Raw genomic sequence first — 22,812 nt, forward strand, 5'->3', positions numbered from 1 at the left:
CCGACGACGCGAAATCGCTTCGTATCCAGCGACTGTGTCCCATTGTACGGCCCCCGTTTGAACTCGACTTCGACCTCCACATCGATGTATTTCCGATCGAGATCGTCGAGAACAGCTCGGAGCTGCTTGCCCTCTAAGGGAATGGCGCGACCGCGCCATTCCCGTAACTCCCTCGTAATCAGCGGATTCGCGTTCTGCTTCAGCCGACTCACGAAGTAGCCGTCGTTTTCGTCGATCAGCGCAAACCGGCGGTACTTGAAGTAGGCGAGATCGAACAACACGAGGCGATTCTCAAGCCACGGCCCTGTTTTGAACAAGGTGCTGTCGTGCGTTTTCTCGTTAGCAGTATCGAGCCGTTCAATCGTCTGCTCTGTGGCATTGTGGAGCAGGTGGAGCTTCGCTCCAGCCTGCTCCTCGTGGCGGGCTTCGAACTGATCTGAGAGAAATTCGTGTAACCGCAACACCGTTCCATCAGCGATCATCACGTCTCTAAATCGGTCGATATCAGCGTCAACAGCGTTAGGAACAGCGACCTCGTCGAGACCATGCTCGACGAGGTCGCGGAGATACTCCGCAAGCGTCGGTGTCAACCGCTGATAGAATCCACCCGGAGAGATCGTCTCATCGGCAGTCGAGTTGTAACAGCGTCTAAACCCGGCGAGTGTTCGGCTTTCGCCTGCGGCGAAGCCGAACACGAATGCCCAAACGAAGGCAGGGATCTGGAGTTTGCGGTCACGTTCGACCACGCCGAGTTCCTCGGCGTGCTCTTCGAGGAACTCAGAGGGAAACAGTGTAGTGAGTCGACGCATAATCCGAGATGAGGAGTCCTTGTCGTGCACAGACTGGACTTCCTCATTCCTTCCGAAAGGTGCCTCGATAAGCCGCCGCTATCACGCGGTTTCTCGCTTAACTAAAGACGGATGCTCGGCGGTGTCGGAAGCTAACAGATGCGGGACTGCTACAACGGGCTGACGCCTCAAACTACCGTCTCACTGACCTTGGAGAGCGATTTCTTGCGGGCGAAGCTGATGCTGATGACTTCACACTCGACAAACCGGACTAACAAACGCTGTCTCTCACCGTAGACCGAAGAGACTCGCACGAGAAGCGAGAGGAACAGAGCGCCCCGAGGGATATATCGGAACGAGTGAGGAACCGCAGAGACGCTAGTGTCTTCGGTTGCTGCAATAGGCGACTTAGCGCATCGAATTACGGTACATCTCCTCTCGGGCTCGTTGTCTATCTCGTTCCTCTTTCATCCTCTGCTCATACTCCTCCTGCTTGGCCAGCATCTTCGAGACGTACGCTTCTCTGTCGCATTTGAATGGTGTGCCGTGTCCTTCGGCTCTGGCCTCCCGTTTCAGCTTGGCCTTGTTTTCATCGTAGGTGAGCTCCGGGTCAACGTAATCCAGCCACCCGTCGATATCCCCAGTATCGGCAATTCGTTCTAGATGCCTCAGCAGACGGTCAACAACCATCGGGCGATACGCTCCCACCGCATCAGCCTCTTCCTTGCACGAATCGACTGACGACTGCCGCGCAAACCGCTCATACAATCCCAAACTCATTCTGTGTCTGGGTAAGTGACCAGCACAGAAGTAGTTTACTCAAATATCTGATAGTTTTGATAGCGGATTTTCCCGTAGTCGATTGTAAGCCCCTCGGTTGAGACAGTCCACGAATGATTTCCGTCTATGTTGTGCGATTCCAAACTGCAACCACTGTAGATGCGAAGCTGAAAGAATCCTCGACCAACACGTACCTGTGACGACTGACCCCTACATTCGGTGTTGCAGACTGGTCGATTGACGATTCCGGCGCGTCAAGCGCGGGTACTCTGAAAATATTTTCAGCTTCACGAGACTGGTGGCGAGAAAATGCAGAGCCGTGAGCCGCTAGAACTCGGGGAACGGGACTCCGTCAGGCCAGCGGAACTCCGAGTTCACCTCGACCGCCTTCGTGGTCCCCCCGCGTCCGGTTGTCTCAACGACTTCCCCGAAGCCGAGAGCCACCACGTCGTCAATACGGTCGCGGGCGGTCGGCCGGCTCACGTCCAGAATCGTCTCCACATCGCTTGCGGTGAGTGGGGCGTCCCGGTCCGGGCCGAGGAGCGCCCGGACGATTCCCCGACGTTTCGACGGCATGGTACTCAGGGCAACCCGTCCACATACTTCGACGTCTTCGAGTTCGAGATGGGTGCGACCGTGGATGAGCGCGTGACCACGGGCGAGGTCGTGGAGGAGCTGCCCGATTCGCTTCGGAGCCTCGCGTTGTGACTCTCTATTCGTGATTGAAGCGCGGGCGTAGATGACGACTTTGGCGAGATATTCAATCAGCTCCATGACTTCGTTCGGGCGCTCGTCGTCCCATGTGACGCTTGATGAGCCGCCGTGGAACTCCCAGAGGTCATGTAGGAATTCTTGGACGACATCTTGGCCACGTTCAATGGGTCGCCGTTCACCTCCGTCAACCACAGATGCCAGCCACCCATCATCGTACTCCTCCTCGGGCCACTCGACGAAGAGAAGGCGCTGCCCTACGTTGCCCATCATCCTCCACGCTCGCGGGCTAAGAGGTGTTGTCGCACCGATGAAGTTGAACCGGATATCATCGTACCCGGCCTTACCGTGGGTCGCAGTATGGCGGTAGAAGCCGTCACCGTCCATTATCCGTGCCATCGTCCCCCACCGGCTCTGAATTGTCTGCTCGCTCCCTCCAAATAATGTCTGGGCGTCGCGCACGGCGAGAGTCCGGCCTTCGAGTTGTGGGAGCAAGTCGGTATTAGTCGAGTTGCCTGTCGATTTTGAAGGCCCTGCGCTCACAAACGAGGCAGGAGTGATATCTGAACGACGACAAAACTGCTCGGTGAGCCCCCCGAACGTTTTGAGTAGCATCGTCTTGCCCACGCCCGACTGGCCCTCGACCATCATCGCTCGGGATGATTCGATGTCATCAAGCAGCAACGTCGCGTGGGTTGCCAATAACGGCTTCATCACCGTCCAGCCCTCTTCGTCGAACTCGTCACGGATGACCTCTCGCACGTCGTAGTCCGCAAGAGAAGGCTTCGTCGTCAGTTCGGGAGAGTCGTTTGAATTCCGGGCGCTTTCGCCGTCTGAGCGATTGATTTCAGACGAGCCGGTCGCGGCGCTCGTTGTTGCCGAGGTCGCCCCCTTGGAATTCTTCTTGGCACGCTCGTACCTGCGAGCGAGCTTCTGTTCACGACTCTCGAGTTCCAGACCGCGGGCCCGGTTGACTTCAGCCGTCGAGTACTCCCTGCGTGACGATTCGTACAGCTCTCTGAGTTCGTCGTCAGAATAATTCGAGAATTCCAATGAAAGCAAATTCGCGGGGAGGTCACGGGGCCATCCTCGTGGGCTTTCGTAAATCGGCCCAACCGTCTTTGCATTCTCTTCCTGTGCATCTCGTCCGTCGTAAGATTGGGTTTTAGCCATTTTCGACACCATGTGTGAAGCCTTCCAACGAATCGCTCGTAGCCCAACTGACCATCGAGGCTCCACGCCCGGAAGTGAGTGACCACCCCGGATTACATGTACGAGCCAAAAATGACCCCGTATGTAGGACGAAGGGTTGACACGGTAATCATTAGCAATCTTAATCTCACCCATCAACACCCGGTCAAATCGAGTTTTTTACTAGCTACGTTAGTAGCTAGCTTTTTTAGCTGTATACGAAGGGGAGTAGTGACCAGATTAGCTCATGGAGTTGAACAACGTATTTTCTCTAGCACCTGTCTTCCCCTACGCCGTTAAATAGCTCAAACCCAGTCTAACGCAGATGCTTACAGGCTAAGCAATAGCAGAGTGGAGGCGATGGAACACGGGGACCACAGATAACGAACGCAAGCACACCACCTTGTTCTTCGGTCTCCACGAAGTGAACACAGAGACAACGATTCGGACTAGTGGAGAGACGAGTCACACAGTAAGAAGGAGAATGTCTATATCAGCGATTTGTAGGATTTCGGAATAGAAAATTCGCCACCACACCTACCAACGTCTTCTCCGAGCGCCGTGGCATGCCTGACTACTGCCAACAGTGTGGTGCAAAGCTTGACGACGATGTCTCGTACTGTCCCGAGTGTGGAGTCGCAGTCGGAGACGACTACGAGACGACCGACAACGCGACCTCGACAGAGAACGACTCGTGGGACTGGTCGAATCCCCGTGGTCCGTTCCTGTCACCTCGTCGCGCCGTTGGTTCCCTGAACCTCCTCGGGTTCGTCTCGTTCCTGCTCGCCATCGGGCTCAACGCAGTGGGCCTGCCCATCACTGCGCTCCCGCATCCTCTCGATATAGCCCTCTTTGCGTTCTGGTTCGGCGTTATCGTCGTCGGGTTGCCGTTGTGGGGACTCCTACACGTCTCCGACAACGTGCTCGGATTTCTGAAGTACGAATAATCCCGACCTCAGAGACGTAAGCAGACTCCTCGCTCTGGGGAGGGAGGTTCTATCTGTTACATCGTAGGAGCCGGAGTCACGAACAGGGAGAGCGTTGCGCGTCTTGTCGGAGACTCGAACGCAGGCGTACCGGCGACCCTAGAGTCACGACAGGAACCTCGTTGAGCAGGACTTCAAGCAGAATTTTGCTGAAAGTTCGCCCTGTCAGATGTATCAACCCCTGAGACCGAAGACAATCGGTCGTCTCCACGGTGCAGTAGATGTCCGATAGAACACAGGGACCCGCCCCATCGACTTGCTTCACGACCGCGTCTCTTCGTGTCTCCCCGTATTGCTTCACGAGGGGGAGACTAGAGGTCGAGAGACTCGATGCACTCGAGATATTCTTGTCGGGCGTCGTCACGGTCAACGCGGGTGTAGACGTCCATCGTGCGGCTGTTGGCGTCTCCACGAATGTATTGGAGAACGTGGTCCTTCATGCCTTGATTTCTCATCAACGTCGTGAAAACTGTCCGGAACGTGTGAGGCGTAAATTTGCGGTGAAAGCGTGTCTCGCCGTCGTCCATCACGCCTGCTCTGACCGCAGCATCCCGAACGGCCCGCTGCACCTGCGTCGACTGCACGCGGCTACCCCGCACGCTCAGGAACAGGTACTCAGAGTCATTGTCAGGGCGGACGAGTCGATACCGCTTGATGGCGTGCTTCACCTCCTCGTCAACAGGGACGACCGTCTGACTCCCGCCCTTACGCTCACGGAGGCGAATGAATCCGTCGTCGAGCATCAGGTCGTCCTCTTCGATTTCGAGTGCCTCCCGAATCCGGCATCCGGTCTTTGCGAGAATGACGGCAATCGCCTTGTTTCGTGGGTCAGCGATATTGTGAACGATTTTCTTCGCGTTCTCCCACGTCGCGCAGTCAGGACGCTCACGGTACTTCTGCGGGATTTCTTCAAGGACGACCGCTGCGGGATTGCCGGTGATGTTCTCGAATCGCGGGCGCTTCATCGTCCATCCGTAGAACGAACTCAACGATTCGAGGTATCGCCGCTTCGTGTTCTGCGAGAGGTCGCGGGCGGCAAGCGTGCTGACGTAATCCTCGATATGCTCCGGCGTGACGTCTTCGGGTGCGAGGTCAGGGAACTCCTCATGGAAGAACGATTTCAGGGTTCGGGAGTAGGCGTTGAGCGTCCTCCGACTACGGCCCATGGCCTCCTTACGCTGGATGAAGTCGTTGACAGCATCGTGCTTGTTCTCGTAAATCTTCTCGCGGGTCTTTCCCGTCATGCTTCGACCGCCTCCGCGTCAGCGTCGTCGTGAGCGAGTCGCCAGCCATACCCTTGCTTATATTCGACCTTGTTCTCTTCCGCGAGGTCGAACAGTTGCTCCTCGACAGCATCCTTGACGATTCCGGTGAGGACGCCGCTCTCCGTAACTTCTCGGAGAATGGTTTCGAACTCCTGGTAGCGGTCGGTGAGGAACGCAGTGACGAACTCCTCGTGTTCGATATCGATTTCACCCGGCTCGGAGTTCCGAGCGTCTTCGAGGTCGTCCTGTAACTGCTCGACTTGCAGTTGGAGTTCTTCCACCTTCGACTCGTTCTGACTGTACGCGAGGAACCCTTCTTGACGGGCAGCACGGGCCTCCTGTATCAGTTCGTAGAGGTACTTCGACCGACTCCCGTAGCCTTGCTCTTCGGCCTCTTCCATCCACTCCTCGGCGTGCTTGCGACTCGGGTAGAGGGCGACGTAGGTCGTCTCTTCGGACAAGCCGACCTCGGTCTCCCACTCTGTCTGCTGTGGCTCTTCATCACTCATTCGTGTCTCACAACAGACAATTACGACTGGACGCTCCTAGGCCTATGGATAGCAACGATGGATATGGTGACTGTAGGAGGAAAGCATTTCAACAGAGAATACGGTGGAGGTGCCTTGTTGGTGTTCTTATGAAAGGTTCTATTATATGTGCGTGGGGTTTGTTCGTTATCAACGATGTTCTCGGTTCGGTCAACCCCTATACCCCGAGATGCTGTTTCTCGGTGGTTAGAATTCGAAGACGCAGATTCGTTTTCCCCTATCCGCGGCAACTGGACCCGAGTGTACCAATCAGGGGACAAGAGTCTTGAGACGGATTACGGAAGAGTACGGCAGGCATTCAATGTGCAGCCAGTGTTAGTTGATTTAGACGATATCGATGAATTCCTTGATGGAGACCCGAAATCGCAAGCCCCCCGTTTGGTGTTCCATGGTGGAACTCCTGCTTGGAGTTCTGAAAAAGGCGACCACTGGGACGACGAGTCTACAAAGACCGTTAACGGAGTCGAAGCACATCGTTTTCTAACGAAATTTCGCCATGATGCTCCGAGAGTTGAGCACGGGATTCTAAGCTTTCACACACTCGTCGAAGACGGCCTGAGAAACTTCCACTCCCACGAGACCGATGACCATGTCATTAGATTTGATGAAGAGGCGTGGGAGTCACGAATGGAGCAATCAGGATTTGTCACAGACAATCTACTCTCTATGGACATCCAAACGGGATATCTACTGGACTATCTTGATGCTCGTAATGCAGCTCTCGTGTTAGCATATTTCCAGTCGAGAAGCCTCCGAGAATCAACTATCTCAGTAGACGTTGACGATGACGGGTGGACGGAATGGGAGTTGGATGGATTTCCCGCAAAGAAGCTATCACGTTATGTTGATGGCTTGGAAGAACGGTATCCACATATAGAATTACACTGGTTCCATGCGATTTTGCCCTCGTCATCAAGCCGGAGCGCAGAAGAGGAGGCCAGTCAGAACCGGCAAATCCCATTTAGAACTATTCGAGGAGATTCCTATACCCCGGACGATGTTGAAAATCAGCGTGGATTCGAAGAGGCTGGGTTGAGGCGTCCCGCAGGTGGGGCAGAGAGTCTGGAAGAGGCGATGAGCTTCTACGATTGGGTCTTTTTCGACATGAGCGTATTAGAGAAATACATCAAGTCTGATGACGGGCATGTGAATTGGTGGTCTCGTCAAGGTGCGGATGTAGGTTGGAAGGATATTTTCTCGGAAAGGGTCTATCGGAACGACGAGTTTGAAGTCGCACTGCTGCTCGACGACTTGTCTCATATTCCTGACCAGGAGATACCACACTGGAAAACTCACAATATTGCACCATCTGGTAGTATCCCGGAAGAGGGAATTAAGAACTTTATATTGGCCGAGTTTGTGGATTCCGAGTCATACAGCAATAAGGTCCTGAATGCAATCTCTTCAGTGAATGATGCCGTTGAAGAGAGATACGACACCTCAATCTTTGAGCCCGTAGACGATACCGACCCTGTCCACCACGTAATCATGCCTGCCAGAAATGAGCGGGATGCTCTTTTGGACAGCATGGATGCACTAAACAAAGTGTTCTTTGAACGGATTGATACGGATAGTATTCGAGAAGTCCTCTCCACTGAGAGAGAAGACAATGTAACTGGTTCAAAATCGGCTCTTTTCGAGCTTACGGCTGAACATCTGGATGAAGAAGCAGCGGGAGAGATATTTGACCCAATAAATGGAGTCTATGATTTGAGAGTGGTCGCGGACCATCGTAGCGCAACGAGTAAATGGGACCGAGGGATGCGGTCGTTCGGGATATCAGCAGATGTAGACGATTACCGCGAAGCCTATTGCTATATTATGAATCAATTAGCTGAATCGCTCACCGACATCTGTGAGGCAATAGAATCGACGTAGTCTGCAACTGAAGGAAGTCCAGTATTCGACAACCGAGCAAATCCATCTCAACATCACATTCAGTTCAATCCCTGTGAGTATAACGACTGAACATATAGCAACTGGTCGGCCCAGAGCTTTTGAGACAGGTGTTTGAATCACGGTGTATGCCGAACCCACTCTTCTCGACGTACACACAGGGCGAGAATCGGGTTACATCAACGGTCATCGCCGTCCTTGAGCACGTCAACAATCAGTTAGCAGAGGATATTCTGGAAGCATTGACCGACGAATCGGACCTGTCGCTCGTCTCGTTCGATAATCAAGTGACGGGCGTCGACTCGGTTCCCGATGCTGCGATTAAGAGTTCGACCGCGCTCTGGTTCGAGACGAAGACGAGTCGGGACGCTGTGGACGAAGAACAACTGGAAAATCATCTTCATGCACTCGACGAGGATGAAGCAGAACTACAGCGTCTCATCGTTCTGACCCCTGATGCTCAACTCCCTGACGAGGTGGCTGAAATCGAAGACGAGCGTATCGTATGGGCCAACTTCGACTCACTCATTGATACCATCGAGACAGTTCTTGAACGAGACGTGGGGAATGCCGAGGCGAGTATGTCCGTACCCACAGAACGCGAGGCCTTCCTCCTGCGCGAACTGAGTCGCTTCCTCTACGACGAAGACCTCGTCAGCGGGAAGGAGGACCGCGTGTTGGTCGTCGCGGCTCGCAAGGCGTGGCCTGAGTATCAGGAGCACGGGCTATACTTCTGTCAGACGAATCGGTCGTTCAAGCCTGTCGACCATTTAGCGTTCTACACTGACGGAGAAATCAAAACGGCAGTTCCGACGGTGACGGATGCAATCGGGAGCATCGAACTCAATGAGGACACGGTACGAAGTCACCCGGACCTCTCGCAGTCACAACGTAAGCAACTGCTTGACGCAGTCACGCAGTTTCGCAAGGAGGATTCTGAACGGCATGGTGAGACGGAGAAGGTCATCTTCCTACGGGACGGTATCGAACTCGACCGCCCGGTGAAGAACGACAAGACTGCGAGTGATTCTGACCGAACGGTTGCATTTGTCCAAGGGCATCGATACGTCTCATTATCCGAGCTTCGGGAGAATCCAGAGTACACAACCCAATTGGAAGATGTCTAAGTCCCCGGAGGCGTTCCCGGAACGAAGTCCTGTACGCGCCCCTCTTCCAAGCTACGACTGAAGAACGCGCTCATCTTCTCACGCAGTGTTTCTTTCCGGGAGTCAATCCTGAGCGCGTACGCTTTCGTCTCTCCGACTTCCAAATCCTGCCAATTCTCCGGTTTTGGCTGATTTAGGGGAACGAGAAGACTTCCCGTTGTATCTACTTCTCCTTCGATAATCAATTCTCCCCGAATGACGCCAGCATCTTCCTCGATAAGCTCCAGCTCGACGACGACAATCGAATCCTTGAATCCCTCACCGTCCTCGCCTTCATCGAACATCAGTTCTTTCGCTCGTTCCTTGTCCATGGTCAGACGTTACAGTGAATCGGGCGCAGGTCCTTGTCGTTTGGATTATATCGAGGACGGTTCCCGGCGAACGTCTCGTCCGTAAGTGTCAGATTCCCCATCTTCGCTGTCGTGAAGAGACGCCAAAACGGGACACTCCGAGAGTTGCTCCCACCGGCAATCTGGTACCCCCGAAGTGACTCCTTACCCTTCTTACTTCGACCGTGGCAGTAGGGCTCCACTTTTCGGTAGTGACCGTCGTATCGGAACTCGATAACTCTCTTCTCACGAATCGCTTGGCAGATGATAGAACTCACGAGCTTTCACCAGTTCCAATACTCACCGCCACCGTCATGAATGTCCTCCAACCAGAGTGAAAGTAATAGCTATACCTAGGGCCCAGACAGGCGAGATATGAATATAACTCAGACATTTGTTGTGGAGTGTATGTCCAACAGGAATCGTTCAGTATGGCGTGAGTGTCCTGAGTGTGGTGAGAAACAGAAGGTGAAGCAGGGAGGGTGGGCAACGTGCCAAAGTTGCGGCGAGAGCTTCCACGTATAGCCGTCACCCGACATAATTGAGAGGAAGAGGAAGTTCGAATGACGAATTATTATCGGAGGTGGAGGAAGACAGTACACTATGGACTATAGAACGATACCAGAATTAGAGGATTATTTTGATGATGTGATTGAGACACAAAGGAGCGAGAAGCTGAAAGTTCTCGTGGACTATCTACGCGAGGTTTCTGAACTGATTGAAGACGGTCGTCTGTCAACAACTGACCCTGAGTACATTGCTTACCTCGATAGGTACTGTTCGCAATCAAAGCACGTATCGCGGATTCACAGAGACGACCTACTAGAATTGTTGATTCCCGAGAGTGAAACTTCGTCGCCAATGGATTTGGGCGACTCACCAATGGGACCTTTCCGCAGAGAGGTCGTCTTTGGCGCGTTCTATATGTTAATACGGGTTTCAATGGATGATACGGCTGACTTCTTCACCCTCAAACAATATTTGACTGAGTTCGAAAGAGAATTCTCCGATAGGCCGATTTATCAGTATCTACGTTCGGAAGTCTATCTTCGTGGGTTCAAGACGGAGCACTACCGAACAGCGATATCATCTGGTTATAGCATCATCGATGACTCCTGCACCAATCCAAGATTCTATTCTAACTTTGCGAAGGGGGTGGTATCCTTCTACTATAGCGGCCCAGCCGAACCCCTGAACATACAAACTCTATCAGGGGAACGTAGTGAAGTGCTATCTGTTGCTGAAGCATATTCGCAGAAGGCGGTTACCCTGTCCCCAGATGACCCGGAATTTCACGCAATCAGAAGCGAAATCTTAGAATTGATGGATGACTTTGCAGCCGCAGAAGAGGAAATCAACAAAGCTCTGGAATTACATTCAGGAGATGAGGATTCGGACGCTGGTGACGCCTACAACTACTACAAACAATTGAACAGCTTGAGAGAGGCTCGACGAAATGCTGAACGTGCCGACCGCGCTCTTGAAGAAGCAAAGAGTGAATTAGAGGAGTTCAAGTCTTCAACCGAAGAACTCGAAGGCGAACTCAAGGAGCGAATGGAGCGATTTCGAAATCAGACGCTTCGCTCAATCGGATTCTTTGCCGGCCTTATTGCAGTAGTGGTCACATCGGCACAGGCAATATTGAGTACACTATCTGTTGCCGAAGCAAGTCGGGTGTCTCTTGTTTTGACCGGAGGATTGGTGGTAGCGTTTTCGGGGCTCGGTGTCGTCTTGTCCGAAGAGAACAACTGGGCACGATTAGCCATCGTAGCCATTCTGGGTATTCTCCTCATTGGGGCTGGACTTCTCACGCCTCAGTTGGTCGATGGGACGCTTTCGATTTTAGGATAACCGTCCCGATGTCTGGAATACAATCACGGACTCAGCGGACTCTATAGCCGCGCTAAACACATTCGCTATGGATAGATTGTGAGTCGTGAGTGCCGAGGCCAGCTTTCTATCCATACATTTGCAGGAAGAAGTGTACGAACGTCAGAGAATCGTGTCTACTACCCTCTGAGAGAGGACAGTCGTAGTCAAAAGGCGAATAGAGTACACTCTGAGGCGTCACATAGGCCCCAGTCACTACTATCGAGGTTACGACTCCACTAGTCGAGATATGAGTTTCACAGTGAGAATCGATCACTTCCGTTCTCTCGTTCTTGAACCTCCGGAATAGAAGGTTGTCTAAAATGGCTCGTCCGAGTACGTTCCTTAGAATTGTATGAGTGACCGCTACCAGTGAACTGCAATTGGGTGGACAATGCTCCCTGCAGACTTGATTATGAAATCTTCATCGCTCAATTGCATATTGAATTCCCTCGAAACCTGCTTGAGTATGGTCCGCATCTCTTCTCCGGTCTGTTCCTGTGGAATGTACGTGTCGATAATATCCGTTACTGCTGCGGGGTCCCACTGTTCTTCATCCTGAATGAGGTTTTCTACTCGACCAAACACGGTATACTCCCTATCCTCGAAGAACGCCCTCTCCGGGTTACTTCTCATGTGATTTCGGTCAAGGGGAATACCAAATGGGTGACCGCCCACGTCAACTCGTAACGGAATCTTATCCCCCGCAAATCTCTGTATCAGGTTGAGCATGTTCTTCAACTCCTCAACGTCCTCTTTGGATATCTCTTCTTGCACCTGTTGGTCCTGATAATCAATCTCCTGCAAGTACTGTTGAGTTTCATTATCCATGATGTCGAGAAATGCTTTAAACGCTATCTCGAATTTGAACAGAGACATCGGTTTCAGTTTCCCAGACACCTCTACAACATCGCCTCTGGATAGCTCGTCTGGATTGCTCCCGTCATGTATGGAAATTCCCGCGTCCTCAATCTCGTCACGAAGTTCCTGAAATCGATAAGGGCCAGTAACGGTTATTCTCGTCTCTAAGTTGTCCGAATCGAGGTAGCTCCTTTTTCCGCCTGCCCCGAGACCTACACTCGGGATACCCACTTTCGCATTTCCACTCGTCTCCGTCTCCTCCCCTGATTGCTGTACGACCTCCTCAGGCACACCTCTGCCCATCGATGAAAGATGGTTGTTTATACTCACTTCGTTCAAATAGACAAACTCCTTGAGTTGATTTGTCATAGTTAGCCGGTCAGATGCTAATTGAATAAGGGTTGCTTTGGTACAGACTCATAAGGAATACTCAATCCTGCTCGAACGCCTCACGAGTGTCTCTCGTCGTAGACCCAAGAGACTCCCACGAGAAGCGGGGACAAGGGGGCGCCCCGAGGGATACATCAGAACTAGTGAGGAACCGCAGAGACAGTCAATCTCTCGTGTTAAAGAACTCGCGTGCCTCATCGGGGGTAAACGGCGCTTCATAATCCGGATTGTCTGAGCTCAGCTCCGCCGGTTCACGCCATCGGCCCTCGATGTCCGGGGGTTCCTCAAGTCGTGAATTCGTCCCAGGTTTCTCAAGTTGGTACTTTCGTTCCCCTGTTCTAGTATTTTCCCAGCCATGGCCACCTTGCGACCCGACGTATGGAATCCAAACCCCCGGAGGAGCTGGTTCGTCATTCCCCTCAATGCTCTGAATCAGAACGCCATCTTCCTGCCGCTTCTCCACATATACTGCCGGGTCGTTTTTATATTCGCGCAACTCATCGGCGAATTCACGCTGTTCGGCACGCTTTTTTCTACGCTTTTCCTCGGCTTTTCGAACGTTTGGCGGCTTGTACTCCTTGCCCTCGCGCCGTGCTTTGCGACGAAGATAGGCTTCCTCTTCGTACTGCTCCTGCTTTTGCATCATCTTCCACTTGCTCGAGAGATACTGGTTCCACGAACTCATCAACGGGGGTTAGTGACCACACCTGATTACGTGTACGAGCCAAAAATGCCCCCGCGCTTAGGAAGAAGTCTTACCAAGCTAAAAGATAGCACACTATGTTCTCCACCTCATCGACACCTGGTCAAATCGAGTTTTTTACTAGCTACTTACGTAGCTAGCTTTTTTAGCTGTATGCTGTACCAATAGACGAGAGTGATTGACCCCGTTGAAAGAGTCTCATAACGATATTTTCTCAAACACCTGTCTTCCCACTCGTTGTTAAATATATGATACCCGTCTGACGAGGGTACTTACAGTCTAAGCGATAGTAAAGACGAGAGGTTGGAACATGGGGGTCGGTAGTGACGAACGCAAGCACACCACCTTGCTCCTCGGGCTCCGCGAAGTGAATACAGAGACAACGATTCGGACTAGTGCTGAGACACGTCCCACAGCGAACAGGAGAGTATCTATATCTCTGAGCTGAGGGATTTCGGAATAGAATTTCCTCCACCACACCTACCAACGTCTTCTCCGAGCGCCGTGGCATGCCTGACTACTGCCAACAGTGTGGTTCAGAGCTTGCCGACGCCACTTCGTACTGTCCCGAGTGTGGAGCCGTAGCGGGAGACGACGACGAGACGACCGACAACGCGACCTCGACAGAGAACAACTCGTGGGACTGGTCGAATCCCCGTGGGCCGTTCCAGTCACCTCGTCGCGCCGTTGGTTCCCTGAACCTCCTCGGATTCCTCTCGTTCCTGTTCGCCATCGGGCTCAACGCAGTGGGCCTTCCCATCACTGCGCTCCCGCACCCTCTCGACATAGCACTCTTCAGCTACTGGTTCGGGGTGCTCGTCGTCGGACTACCGCTGTGGGGACTCTTGCATGTCACTGATAACGTCCTCGGATTCCTCAAACCGGATTGAGAAACGCTTCCTTTGAGACGAAGCAGACTCTTCGCTCTTGCAGGGCAGGTTCCATCTGTTACATCGTAGGGGCCGGGGTCACGAACAGGGAGAGCGTTGCGCGTCTTGTCGGAGACGCGAAGGCAGGTACACCGATGACCACTGATTAAGCAATGTGCAGTCGGAAACGGCGATTAGTTTCACTCCGCTCGGACAAGCATTATCTTGACACCCAACAAGTACGATGCATGTGGATTGATGTGCTTCCTGCGGTCGTCATCGAGAATTTGGACGTGATTGCATTGATACTACTCGGATTGCTGGTCGAGAAACAGTACATCAGCCGACCCGCCATCTGGGCGAACGTCGCAGCCATCAACATCCACCTATACGACTACTCATTCGTGAGCAACTGGCTCACCTGGTACGCGAATATCGGGCTTCTCGTTGCTGGCCTCGCCCTCTATACATACGGGTTCGACGAATCCCTTCCAGGATGGTACTACACGCTGTCCTGGGCGTACTCGTCAATCCCGGTCGCAGCCATAGCATACCTAACGTGGAGCGGTGCGCTCTGAGACAGTTAGAAGACACAATGATTCTCGTTTCCCTCAGACCGAAGACGTTCGTCGTCTCTCCCGGTGCAGTGGATGTCCGATAGAACACACCTGCCTACCTCGTCGACCGTTAGACGAACGAGTCTCTTCGCGTCTCCGCGTATTGCTCTACGAAGGGAGGGCTATAGTTCGAGTGACTGGATGCACTCAAGATATGACTGCCTCGCCTCATCCCGCGAGACACGGGTATAGACGTCCATCGTTCGGTTATTGCTGTCTCCTCTGATGTACTGCAATATGTGGTCCGGCATCTCGTTATTGCGCATCAGGGTCGTGAACACCGTGCGGAACGTGTGAGGCGTAAATTTGCGGTGAAAGCGTGTCTCGCCGTCGTCCATCACGCCTGCTCTGACCGCAGCATCCCGAACGGCCCGCTGCACCTGCGTCGACTGCACGCGGCTACCCCGCACGCTCAGGAACAGGTACTCAGAGTTATTGTCAGGGCGGACGAGTCGATACCGCTTGATGGCGTGCTTCACCTCCTCGTCAACAGGGACGACCGTCTGACTCCCGCCCTTACGCTCACGGAGGCGAATGAATCCGTCGTCGAGCATCAGGTCGTCCTCTTCGATTTCGAGCGCCTCCCGAATCCGGCATCCGGTCTTTGCGAGAATGACGGCAATCGCCTTGTTTCGTGGGTCAGCGATATTGTGAACGATTTTCTTCGCGTTCTCCCACGTCGCGCAGTCGGGACGTTCGCGGTACTTCTGTGGGATTTCTTCGAGGACGACCGCTGCGGGATTCCCAGTGATATCTTCGAAGCGTGGCCGCTTCATCGTCCACCCGTAGAACGACGACAGCGATTCGAGGTATCGCCGCTTCGTGTTCCGCGAAAGGTCGCGGTCGGCAAGCGTACCAACGTAGTCCTCGATATGTTCCACCTTGACGTCTTCGGGCGCGAGGTCAGGGAATTCCTCGTGGAAGAATGATTTCAGCGTTCGGGAGTAGGCGTTGAGCGTCCGGCGACTGCGACCCATCGCCTCCTTCCGTTGGATGAAGTCGTTGACCGCGTCGTGCTCGTTCTCGTAAATCTTCTCGCGGGTCTTGCCCGTCATGCTTTGACTGCCTCCGTGTCAGCGTCGTCGTGAGCGAGTCGCCAACCGTACCCCTGCTTATATTCGACCTTGTCCTCTTCTGCGAGGTCGAACAGCTGCTCCTCGACGGCATCCTTGACGATGCCCGTGAGGACGCCGCTTCCCGTGACTTCCCGGAGGATGCTTTCGAACTCCTGGTAGCGGTCAGTGAGGAACGCAGTGACGAACTCCTCGTGTTCGATATCGATTTCACCGGGTTCGGAGTTACGAGCGTCTTCGAGGTCGTCCTGCAACTGCTCGACTTGCAGTTGTAGTTCTTCGACCTTCGACTCGTTCTGACTGTACGCAAGGAACCCTTCTTGACGGGCAGCACGAGCCTCTTGTATCAGTTCGTATAGGTACTTTGACCGACTCCCGTAGCCTTGCTCCTCGGCCTCTTCCATCCACTCCTCGGCGTGCTTGCGATTCGGGTAGAGGGCGACGTAGGTCGTCTCCTCGGACAACCCGACCTCGGTTTCCCACTCGGTCTGCTGTGGCTCTTTGTCACTCATCCATGTCTCACAACAGACAATAACGACTGGAGGCACCTAGGCGTATGGATAGCAACGATGGATATGGCGACTGAGAGACTACAAACACAGGACGTGCTGGACAGACTATCCTGTTAAGTTAACAAGTTCCGAGCATACAATACCCTCCCGTTTGATATTCGAGTATGAAACTACCGAACACTCCTGACCGGAGTTGGCAGGGCATTCGCGAAAACGTCCTCGTCAACAATTCCATCGAGTGGGTTCAACAAGATGAGGTCCCACCGATACCGCCTGAACTAGATGCTCATACGGATGTCCTTCCCGGAGTCAGAGTACATCATCGAAGCTGGGCGAGTACAGATGATATTGCAGTCTGGGAACCGGGAAACACTAACATCTACTTCGTCACCCGATATGAGCTCGTAAAACAACTACTCGAAAACAAAGATGACATCCCGCAAGGAGCAATTGCCATTTTGCTTCTCGCCGGGGGCGCAGTCGTTGTCAAGCTCCTTTGGGATATTATTCAAAACCTCACTGACGGCGACTCGGGGGTAGCGTCCAGTAGTCCGGGAAGTACCACTCAGCGGCCGCCAAGTCCGGAGAATCGTCAGTACAATGTGTTCATCAGCCACGCATGGGACTACAACGACGAGTACGAGCGCGTAGTTGACTTTCTGAATGACTTCGATGAGTTGGACTGGCAGAACCACAGTGTTCCCCTGGATGACCCGCTTGACACAGTGAACGATGCTCACCTTCGGTCTCAACTGCGGGACCAGATACGCACCACTGCCGTCGTCCTCGTGCTCGCGGGAATGTATAGTGCGCACCGTGAATGGATTCAGAACGAGATTGAATTAGCAAATGAGTTTGACAAACCGATTGTAGGGATTCGTCCTCACGGCTCCGAGCAGACACCGAACGTAGTCGAAGACGCAGCAGTCGAGATGGTTGGTTGGCGGCAGAAATCAATCGTAGGGGCAATTGTTGAGCACACAAAATAACCGGTGTCTCACCTACTCACCTGTGTAGTCCCAATATTTCTGAGTCGGGCTTTTTCCTTTGAGTACGAGGAGAGCGTAGATGAGCCAGATGACAGTGAGGATACCGACACCCCACCAGTAGAAACTCAGCTCATCCAGAAGCGAGAGTGCCCCGAAGATTACCAATACTGCATAAAAGAACCCGAAGACACGCGGCCACCAGACCTCAACGGTGGTATGTTTGATATACACGTCTGGCTTTTCGCCCTCCTTGAGACGGTCCCATTCCATCTGAAATGGGTCATACGGAAGGTGTTCAGCCATTTGCCAGAGGACGCGGTACTTCCCGCTGTTCAGTTGTTTGTATGAGAGAATGTGAAAGGTCCAAAGGACGCAGAAGGGGAGGCCGATGGCTCCAATGAACAGTATCCCGACGGGAGTGATGAATCCGAGCTTTCCTCCGATTCCAGCGACACCCAATAGAGCAATGAGCAGCCGGAGATAGAAGCGATTGTTCTTGAGGCGGCGATTGCTTACTTGGTGAGTCGATTGACCGTAGAACTTCCACTGCTCAAGTGCCGTATTCTGGTCAATATCCTCACTTGCCGTCTCGGTACAGTCCTCTGCCTCGTCATCGCTCATGGAGATAAATCACGAATAGCATCAACAATAGAGTCGGTATTCCATCCGACCATCTGGTCCGCATGCCGCTCCACGTAATTTGAGGTGCTGTCACTTCCCCACGGCTCTACTCCCAAGATAGCCTTGTCTTCTTCCTCAGCAATCCGTATCTCTCGGCCAATCCAATCACTATAGGAAGAATAGAGCCCAGCGAGGGCGATAACAACAGAAGCAGGTTTAATCTGTCCTTTACGAAGTGCCTCTTCTAACTCCTCGTCGGTATCTGCATCAATCTCGTCCTCTTCGGGGATGCTATAATTCGTATATTCGAAATGGTTTGCCTCCTCAAGCAGTTCAATCAAATTCTCATATTCATCGCTATAATCCCAGGAGTGGGAGACGAATAGACGGTATTCTGTTCGTCTGTCGTCGCTGCTAAGAGTTATTGTTTCTATGTTCAGTGAATCGTCCGACATAATCCGAGCAAGACAGCCCACTGGTATAGTAGCTTCCCCACGGGTTGAGATAGTAGTGAGGCAGTTCTGACCACGGTATTAATTTAGAAGCCTGCAGTGGTCACGAGTGATGAAACAGAACGTGTTCGTGAGCAAGCCAAATGGCTTGAATGACCGTCAGGAACGATTCTGGGAGGCTATTGAGGCAACGGTGGAAGCCCGAAATATGAATATTCGGTCTATCGGCTATTCCGATTACTCATTCAAAACTCCGCTTCAGAAGGTTCGAGAGGTGATGAAAGAATGTGACGGCGCAATCATTCTGGGGTTTCAGCAGAAACGAGTGAAAGACGGCGAAAATAGAGCGGGGGAACCTCTTGACGAGCAATACTTACCGACACCCTGGAACCAGCTGGAAGCCGGTATGGCGTATATGTTGGACCATCTGATGCTGATAATCCTTGAAACAGGCGTAACAGACGAAGGGATTTTTGATGCAGAGAGTAGCGATAGGTATATTCTCAAAACGGACTGCTCGGTGGAGTGGCTAGAATCGGATGAATTTCTGGGCCCGCTCAATGAGTGGCGGGAAGTCATGCTCTCTCAGCGCGAATGAGACCAACTGCGAGTCTAAAGTACGTGCGAACTTTGATACTTGGAGGTTCGGAATAGTTCCGGATAACATGGCTGAGCGAGCGTTCATGGTTCGCGCCGGGAATGACAATGAGTTAGTCGAGGAATTCGAGTCTCGTTCTCTGGTCGCGGTCGGATGGAAGGAGCTGGGGGACGTTTCGGATATCCGGTCATACGAGGATATGAAGATCCGATTCAATTCGACCGACGAGTATTCCCAGCACAATAGTCGGCGTCTCGCTCAGAATGCGGGGCAAGTGAATCGATTCGCGCTTGAGATGAAGGAGGGGCATCTGGTTCTGAGCTACGACAAAACGGAGCGCGAGTATCTCATCGGCGAGGTCACAAGTGGTTACGAGTGGAAACCAGGCGACCACCCGCCGGGATACCCACACGTCAGGCGTGTCGAGTGGAAAGACACCGTTTCCCGCGACGAGTTCACGACCTCGACGAAGAACACACTCGGAAGCACGCTCACGGTGTTCTCCCTTGACGACTGCATTGATGAAATCACGGACGTTCTAAGCGGCGAGACACCCGATGAGAGCGAGGACGAGGAGGACACTGTACCATTCGTTGACGAAGTGGAGAATCAGGCAGACGAACTCATCTCCGACATTCTGGCGAACATGGACCCGTTCGTCTTCGAGGAGTTGGTCGCCGCAGTCCTACGAGCGATGGGATACCACGCGAAGAAGACGCGGGACAGTCAGGACCGCGGTATCGACGTGGTCGCTCACCCTGACTCGTTGGGATTCGAAGAGCCGTACATCAAGGCACAGGTGAAGCGCCAACAGAAGAAAGTCGGCTCCCCGGATATGAGAGCGTTCACCGGAACCCTCGGGAACGGCGAACGGGGCCTATTCGTCTCGACTGGTGGCTATACCAGCGAAGCGCAGGATGCAGCACGGAACGCCGAACAACGGGTCACACTCATCGACCGGGATGAGTTCATTGACCTCCTGATTCAGCACTACGACGACCTCGAATCCGAGTATCAGGCGACAGTACCGTTGAAGCAGATCTACATTCCCTCTCAAGACCCTCCACTCGAAGAATAACGATGAGTAACGCTGACAGTCTAGGTTTTCCTGGCCTTTATCCAACCACCTTGAGACTGTACTGATATGTCTGATAATCCGGTAAGTGGAATAGATATCCCCGAGATAGATTACGAGAGTATCGCCGGTTCGCTCCCATCACAAGACACTATCGACTCTGCTATCGATGCAATACAAAAGGCCCAGAAACGTCTTGAACGAGCTAAGAAAGAGGCGGAGAAACATATCGACATTGGCCCGCCATGGGACTACGAGCCGAGCGACTATTCCCCATCAAATGAAGCATACTATCACGCCTTCAAGTGGGCTCACGAGGGTCAACTCTCGTTACAAGAGACGGGAGATTCTGACCTAGGAACTATTGCGGAACGAATAGAGTATGGCTCTGAAATGTTTGCTGAAGATTCTAGTGATGACGATATTCAGGACTTCAATTCAGGAATATTGGCTCTAATATCGGCATTGGATGGGCTAATTATCTGGCTATGTGAGCACGACCCGAATATCACCACGAACAGAACCAATGCCAACGGAGAAGACATCTATCACAGTGGCCACAAAAAGGATGCCTTGGAAGACTGGTACGACCAGTACTCTATCTTCGGTGTCGAAAACGACCAGGGAAGTGCTTTCAAAGACAAGTGGGGTGACTTCTGGCAACACCGTCATCGTATAATGCACGGTGAGCCAGACGCATATTACGACGACAATGTTGGAGTCGCAACCCTGTTCTTTGTAGGGTTAACAGCTCACGTCGTTAAGAAGCGGTACGAAGCGTTGAACCCGTGACAATCAACATATAGGTATGAACGAAGAGGAGGTACGGCAAGCGGTATCAGTCGCTCTTGAGAGAGTCATAGATGAGGATACAGATTTACTGAGGTTCGATGTTAACGAGAGGAGCATCACTCATTGTCTCGGGATGTATCTGCAAGAGGCAGTCAGTGACCCTTGGGACGTAGATGTCGAGTACAACCGAATAGGCGAGGGCGGTGATGTGACTAAGCGGCTCCCAGAGGAGATGCTGCAAGACGATAGTCAGGGGACAGTCTATCCTGACGTAATAATCCATCAGCGGGGGTCAGAGGAAAACAATCTCCTCGTGATTGAAGCGAAGAAGTCGGGTAACTCAAGCGACGGTGACCGCCAGAAGATACGAGCATACCTGCAACACTTGGACTACGACTATGGATTGTTTGTGAGGTTCGATACTGGGCAGGATTTCGATGAGCTGGGGTACTCCTGCGAGTGGAGCTATCATGAGCAGTAAATGTCGGCTGTGCGGAGACGATCGTGAGTTACGGCAGAGCCATATTATTCCGAATTTCGTTATCAGGTGGCTCAAAGAGAGCGGAGCGACTCCATTTCTCCGTGGTGTCGATGATCCGGATACGCGTATCCAAGATAAGAAGGAGAAGCTGTTGTGTAGCGAGTGTGAGCAGCGAATAGGAGATTGGGAACAGCAGTTTGCGTCTCGCATCTTCTATCCGGTAATTCGGCAGCAAAAGACGGACTTCGAGTACGACTCTTGGCTGAAGCGGTTTACCATTTCACTCTCGTGGAGGTTCCTCGTCAGTAGCTTCTCGGCGATGGATGCTTGGGACTCGGACGAGCAGACTGCCTTGAGAGAAGCCGAACATCATTGGCGAGCTATTCTAAACGGTGATCAGCCGCTCTCGGCAGCCACTCGCTCTCATCACCTCATTTTACTGGGTGAGACGGAATCTGTACCAAGTGAAGCTCCTGAAGGCTGGGAATTCTACTCTTCGCGGGGTATCGACGCATCCGTCGTGACCGTGGACGATGGGATCTATATCTATAGCAAATTTCCTCAAATGTTCCTCCTATCGTGTGTTGATCCGCCAAGTGTTGACGGGCTTGGCGAGGCACGTATTGAGCAGACTGGGACGATTGAGACCCCGCAGGTAGTGCATTCACCATGGAGCAAGATTCCGTTTCGACGTGCTGAAATTATTACCGAGAATAAGGCCTCTCCACGTGAGCAGGAGAAAATAAAACAGCACATTCAGGAACATCCTGATAGTCTGGTTGACTCGAAAACCATTGAGACGTTCCGGCGCAAACTTGACCGGCAGGGACACAGCGAGCACGATCCAACAGCGTATCTAAATGACGACGAATGCCCAATATGTTCAACAAATCACCGTGTCGTGGACGCACTTCCGGCGCGTCCCTTGTCGCGCTCCGCAATCAACGAACTAAAAGATGCGGACAGGGTTGCATTCGCAAAGGGTGTCTTCATCAGTTTAGATGATTCGGCTGAACAGGATGTCGAAGACACAGGTACGGTTGTGCTGTCAACTTCGGACACAACACAGGTTGTTTCCCTCCTTGATCCAGGCTGGGTTGTCGATCGCGAGATAAATCATGTTGGACAAACAGACCCCTCTGAGTTTGGTTCTGCGATCTGGGAGTTAGTCAGCGACGAATATTCAGCGTGGATGGAAGAGTACGCCTCTGACCGAGATTTCACTATCAACTAAAACGCATGCAGCTGTT

23 protein-coding genes and 2 pseudogenes are annotated in these 22,812 nt (G+C 52.7%); 13 read left to right on the forward strand and 12 right to left on the reverse strand.

Going from position 1 to position 22,812, the window contains the following annotated elements; genetic code table 11:
* Nucleotides 1-809: pseudogene (locus J2754_RS03710) on the reverse strand (IS4-like element ISH8 family transposase); the annotation flags it as partial.
* A gap of 113 nt (nt 810-922) precedes the next feature.
* Here J2754_RS03710 and J2754_RS16685 point away from each other — a divergent pair.
* A pseudogene (locus tag J2754_RS16685) lies at nt 923-1,063 on the forward strand (MarR family transcriptional regulator); the annotation flags it as partial.
* A gap of 133 nt (nt 1,064-1,196) precedes the next feature.
* On the opposite strand, the gene J2754_RS03715 reads toward J2754_RS16685, so the two are convergent.
* Both J2754_RS03715 and J2754_RS03720 read right to left on the reverse strand, forming a co-directional pair.
* Nucleotides 1,197-1,478, reverse strand: a complete 282-nt coding sequence (locus J2754_RS03715) for a hypothetical protein (protein ID WP_049910351.1) — start codon at nt 1,476-1,478, stop codon at nt 1,197-1,199.
* Nucleotides 1,479-1,895: 417 nt separating this feature from the next.
* The gene (locus tag J2754_RS03720) at nt 1,896-3,332 is read right to left on the reverse strand and encodes a hypothetical protein (protein WP_211086723.1); all 1,437 of its coding nucleotides are present in this window, start codon (nt 3,330-3,332) and stop codon (nt 1,896-1,898) included.
* Nucleotides 3,333-4,036: 704 nt separating this feature from the next.
* Between J2754_RS03720 and J2754_RS03725 the strand changes: the two genes are divergently transcribed.
* Complete coding sequence (locus tag J2754_RS03725) at nt 4,037-4,417, forward strand: zinc ribbon domain-containing protein (RefSeq protein WP_211086724.1); 381 nt, start codon at nt 4,037-4,039, stop codon at nt 4,415-4,417.
* 350 nt (nt 4,418-4,767) lie between these two features.
* Here the strand turns inward: J2754_RS03725 and J2754_RS03730 are convergent, their stop codons facing one another.
* Nucleotides 4,768-5,700, reverse strand: coding sequence for a tyrosine-type recombinase/integrase (locus tag J2754_RS03730; protein WP_211086725.1), 933 nt, complete (start codon nt 5,698-5,700; stop codon nt 4,768-4,770).
* Complete coding sequence (locus J2754_RS03735; RefSeq protein ID WP_211086726.1) at nt 5,697-6,230, reverse strand: hypothetical protein; 534 nt, start codon at nt 6,228-6,230, stop codon at nt 5,697-5,699. Before J2754_RS03735 ends, J2754_RS03730 begins: the two co-directional genes overlap by 4 nt.
* Nucleotides 6,231-6,509: 279 nt before the next feature.
* On the opposite strand from J2754_RS03735, the gene J2754_RS03740 reads away from it, so the two are divergent.
* Together J2754_RS03740 and J2754_RS03745 are read left to right on the forward strand one after the other, a co-directional pair.
* The gene (locus J2754_RS03740) at nt 6,510-8,147 is read left to right on the forward strand and encodes a hypothetical protein (protein WP_211086727.1); all 1,638 of its coding nucleotides are present in this window, start codon (nt 6,510-6,512) and stop codon (nt 8,145-8,147) included.
* A 146-nt stretch (nt 8,148-8,293) separates the two neighbouring features.
* Nucleotides 8,294-9,292, forward strand: coding sequence for a hypothetical protein (locus J2754_RS03745; protein WP_245332885.1), 999 nt, complete (start codon nt 8,294-8,296; stop codon nt 9,290-9,292).
* Here J2754_RS03745 and J2754_RS03750 read toward each other — a convergent pair.
* Nucleotides 9,289-9,642 (reverse strand): hypothetical protein, encoded by a 354-nt coding sequence (locus tag J2754_RS03750; protein WP_211086728.1) that lies wholly within the window; start codon nt 9,640-9,642, stop codon nt 9,289-9,291. The two genes, J2754_RS03745 and J2754_RS03750, sit on opposite strands and share 4 nt — an antisense overlap.
* 621 nt (nt 9,643-10,263) lie before the next feature.
* Here J2754_RS03750 and J2754_RS03755 point away from each other — a divergent pair.
* Nucleotides 10,264-11,511, forward strand: a complete 1,248-nt coding sequence (locus J2754_RS03755; protein WP_211086729.1) for a hypothetical protein — start codon at nt 10,264-10,266, stop codon at nt 11,509-11,511.
* Nucleotides 11,512-11,895: 384 nt separating this feature from the next.
* Here J2754_RS03755 and J2754_RS03760 read toward each other — a convergent pair whose 3' ends face one another.
* Both J2754_RS03760 and J2754_RS03765 read right to left on the reverse strand, forming a co-directional pair.
* Nucleotides 11,896-12,759, reverse strand: a complete 864-nt coding sequence (locus J2754_RS03760) for a DUF6414 family protein (RefSeq protein ID WP_188876888.1) — start codon at nt 12,757-12,759, stop codon at nt 11,896-11,898.
* 184 nt (nt 12,760-12,943) lie between these two features.
* Entirely contained in the window at nt 12,944-13,465 is a 522-nt protein-coding gene (locus J2754_RS03765; RefSeq protein ID WP_188876889.1) for a hypothetical protein, read from the reverse strand.
* Nucleotides 13,466-13,992: 527 nt separating this feature from the next.
* On the opposite strand from J2754_RS03765, the gene J2754_RS03770 reads away from it, so the two are divergent.
* Nucleotides 13,993-14,373, forward strand: a complete 381-nt coding sequence (locus tag J2754_RS03770; RefSeq protein ID WP_188876890.1) for a zinc ribbon domain-containing protein — start codon at nt 13,993-13,995, stop codon at nt 14,371-14,373.
* Between the two features lie 227 nt (nt 14,374-14,600).
* Complete coding sequence (locus J2754_RS03775; protein WP_188876891.1) at nt 14,601-14,930, forward strand: hypothetical protein; 330 nt, start codon at nt 14,601-14,603, stop codon at nt 14,928-14,930.
* A gap of 161 nt (nt 14,931-15,091) precedes the next feature.
* Here the strand turns inward: J2754_RS03775 and J2754_RS03780 are convergent, their stop codons facing one another.
* On the reverse strand, nt 15,092-16,024 hold the full coding sequence (locus tag J2754_RS03780; protein WP_188876892.1) for a tyrosine-type recombinase/integrase: 933 nt from the start codon (nt 16,022-16,024) through the stop codon (nt 15,092-15,094).
* The gene (locus J2754_RS03785) at nt 16,021-16,554 is read right to left on the reverse strand and encodes a hypothetical protein (protein ID WP_188876893.1); all 534 of its coding nucleotides are present in this window, start codon (nt 16,552-16,554) and stop codon (nt 16,021-16,023) included. Before J2754_RS03785 ends, J2754_RS03780 begins: the two co-directional genes overlap by 4 nt.
* A 164-nt stretch (nt 16,555-16,718) precedes the next feature.
* On the opposite strand from J2754_RS03785, the gene J2754_RS16065 reads away from it, so the two are divergent.
* Nucleotides 16,719-17,543: a TIR domain-containing protein gene (locus J2754_RS16065; protein ID WP_229772761.1), complete on the forward strand. Its 825-nt coding sequence runs from the start codon at nt 16,719-16,721 to the stop codon at nt 17,541-17,543.
* Between the two features lie 12 nt (nt 17,544-17,555).
* On the opposite strand, the gene J2754_RS03795 is transcribed toward J2754_RS16065, so the two are convergent.
* Both J2754_RS03795 and J2754_RS03800 read right to left on the reverse strand, forming a co-directional pair.
* Entirely contained in the window at nt 17,556-18,164 is a 609-nt protein-coding gene (locus J2754_RS03795; protein ID WP_188876894.1) for a phage holin family protein, read from the reverse strand.
* Nucleotides 18,161-18,619: a TIR domain-containing protein gene (locus tag J2754_RS03800; protein WP_188876895.1), complete on the reverse strand. Its 459-nt coding sequence runs from the start codon at nt 18,617-18,619 to the stop codon at nt 18,161-18,163. The genes J2754_RS03795 and J2754_RS03800 overlap by 4 nt, the downstream gene beginning before the upstream one ends.
* 109 nt (nt 18,620-18,728) lie before the next feature.
* On the opposite strand from J2754_RS03800, the gene J2754_RS03805 reads away from it, so the two are divergent.
* The 5 genes from J2754_RS03805 to J2754_RS03825 all read left to right on the forward strand — a co-directional run bounded on the left by J2754_RS03805 (nt 18,729) and on the right by J2754_RS03825 (nt 22,796).
* Nucleotides 18,729-19,214, forward strand: a complete 486-nt coding sequence (locus J2754_RS03805; protein WP_211086730.1) for a hypothetical protein — start codon at nt 18,729-18,731, stop codon at nt 19,212-19,214.
* A 67-nt stretch (nt 19,215-19,281) separates the two neighbouring features.
* The gene (locus tag J2754_RS03810; RefSeq protein ID WP_188876897.1) at nt 19,282-20,292 is read left to right on the forward strand and encodes a restriction endonuclease; all 1,011 of its coding nucleotides are present in this window, start codon (nt 19,282-19,284) and stop codon (nt 20,290-20,292) included.
* A 66-nt stretch (nt 20,293-20,358) separates the two neighbouring features.
* On the forward strand, nt 20,359-21,081 hold the full coding sequence (locus tag J2754_RS03815) for a hypothetical protein (RefSeq protein WP_188876898.1): 723 nt from the start codon (nt 20,359-20,361) through the stop codon (nt 21,079-21,081).
* Between the two features lie 16 nt (nt 21,082-21,097).
* Nucleotides 21,098-21,562, forward strand: coding sequence for a hypothetical protein (locus J2754_RS03820; protein ID WP_188876899.1), 465 nt, complete (start codon nt 21,098-21,100; stop codon nt 21,560-21,562).
* Nucleotides 21,552-22,796, forward strand: coding sequence for a DUF7964 domain-containing protein (locus J2754_RS03825; protein ID WP_211086731.1), 1,245 nt, complete (start codon nt 21,552-21,554; stop codon nt 22,794-22,796). Before J2754_RS03820 ends, J2754_RS03825 begins: the two co-directional genes overlap by 11 nt.
* Nucleotides 22,797-22,812: the final 16 nt, after the last annotated feature.

The organism is Halarchaeum nitratireducens, from assembly GCF_017874695.1.
GTDB classification, from domain to species: domain Archaea; phylum Halobacteriota; class Halobacteria; order Halobacteriales; family Halobacteriaceae; genus Halarchaeum; species Halarchaeum nitratireducens.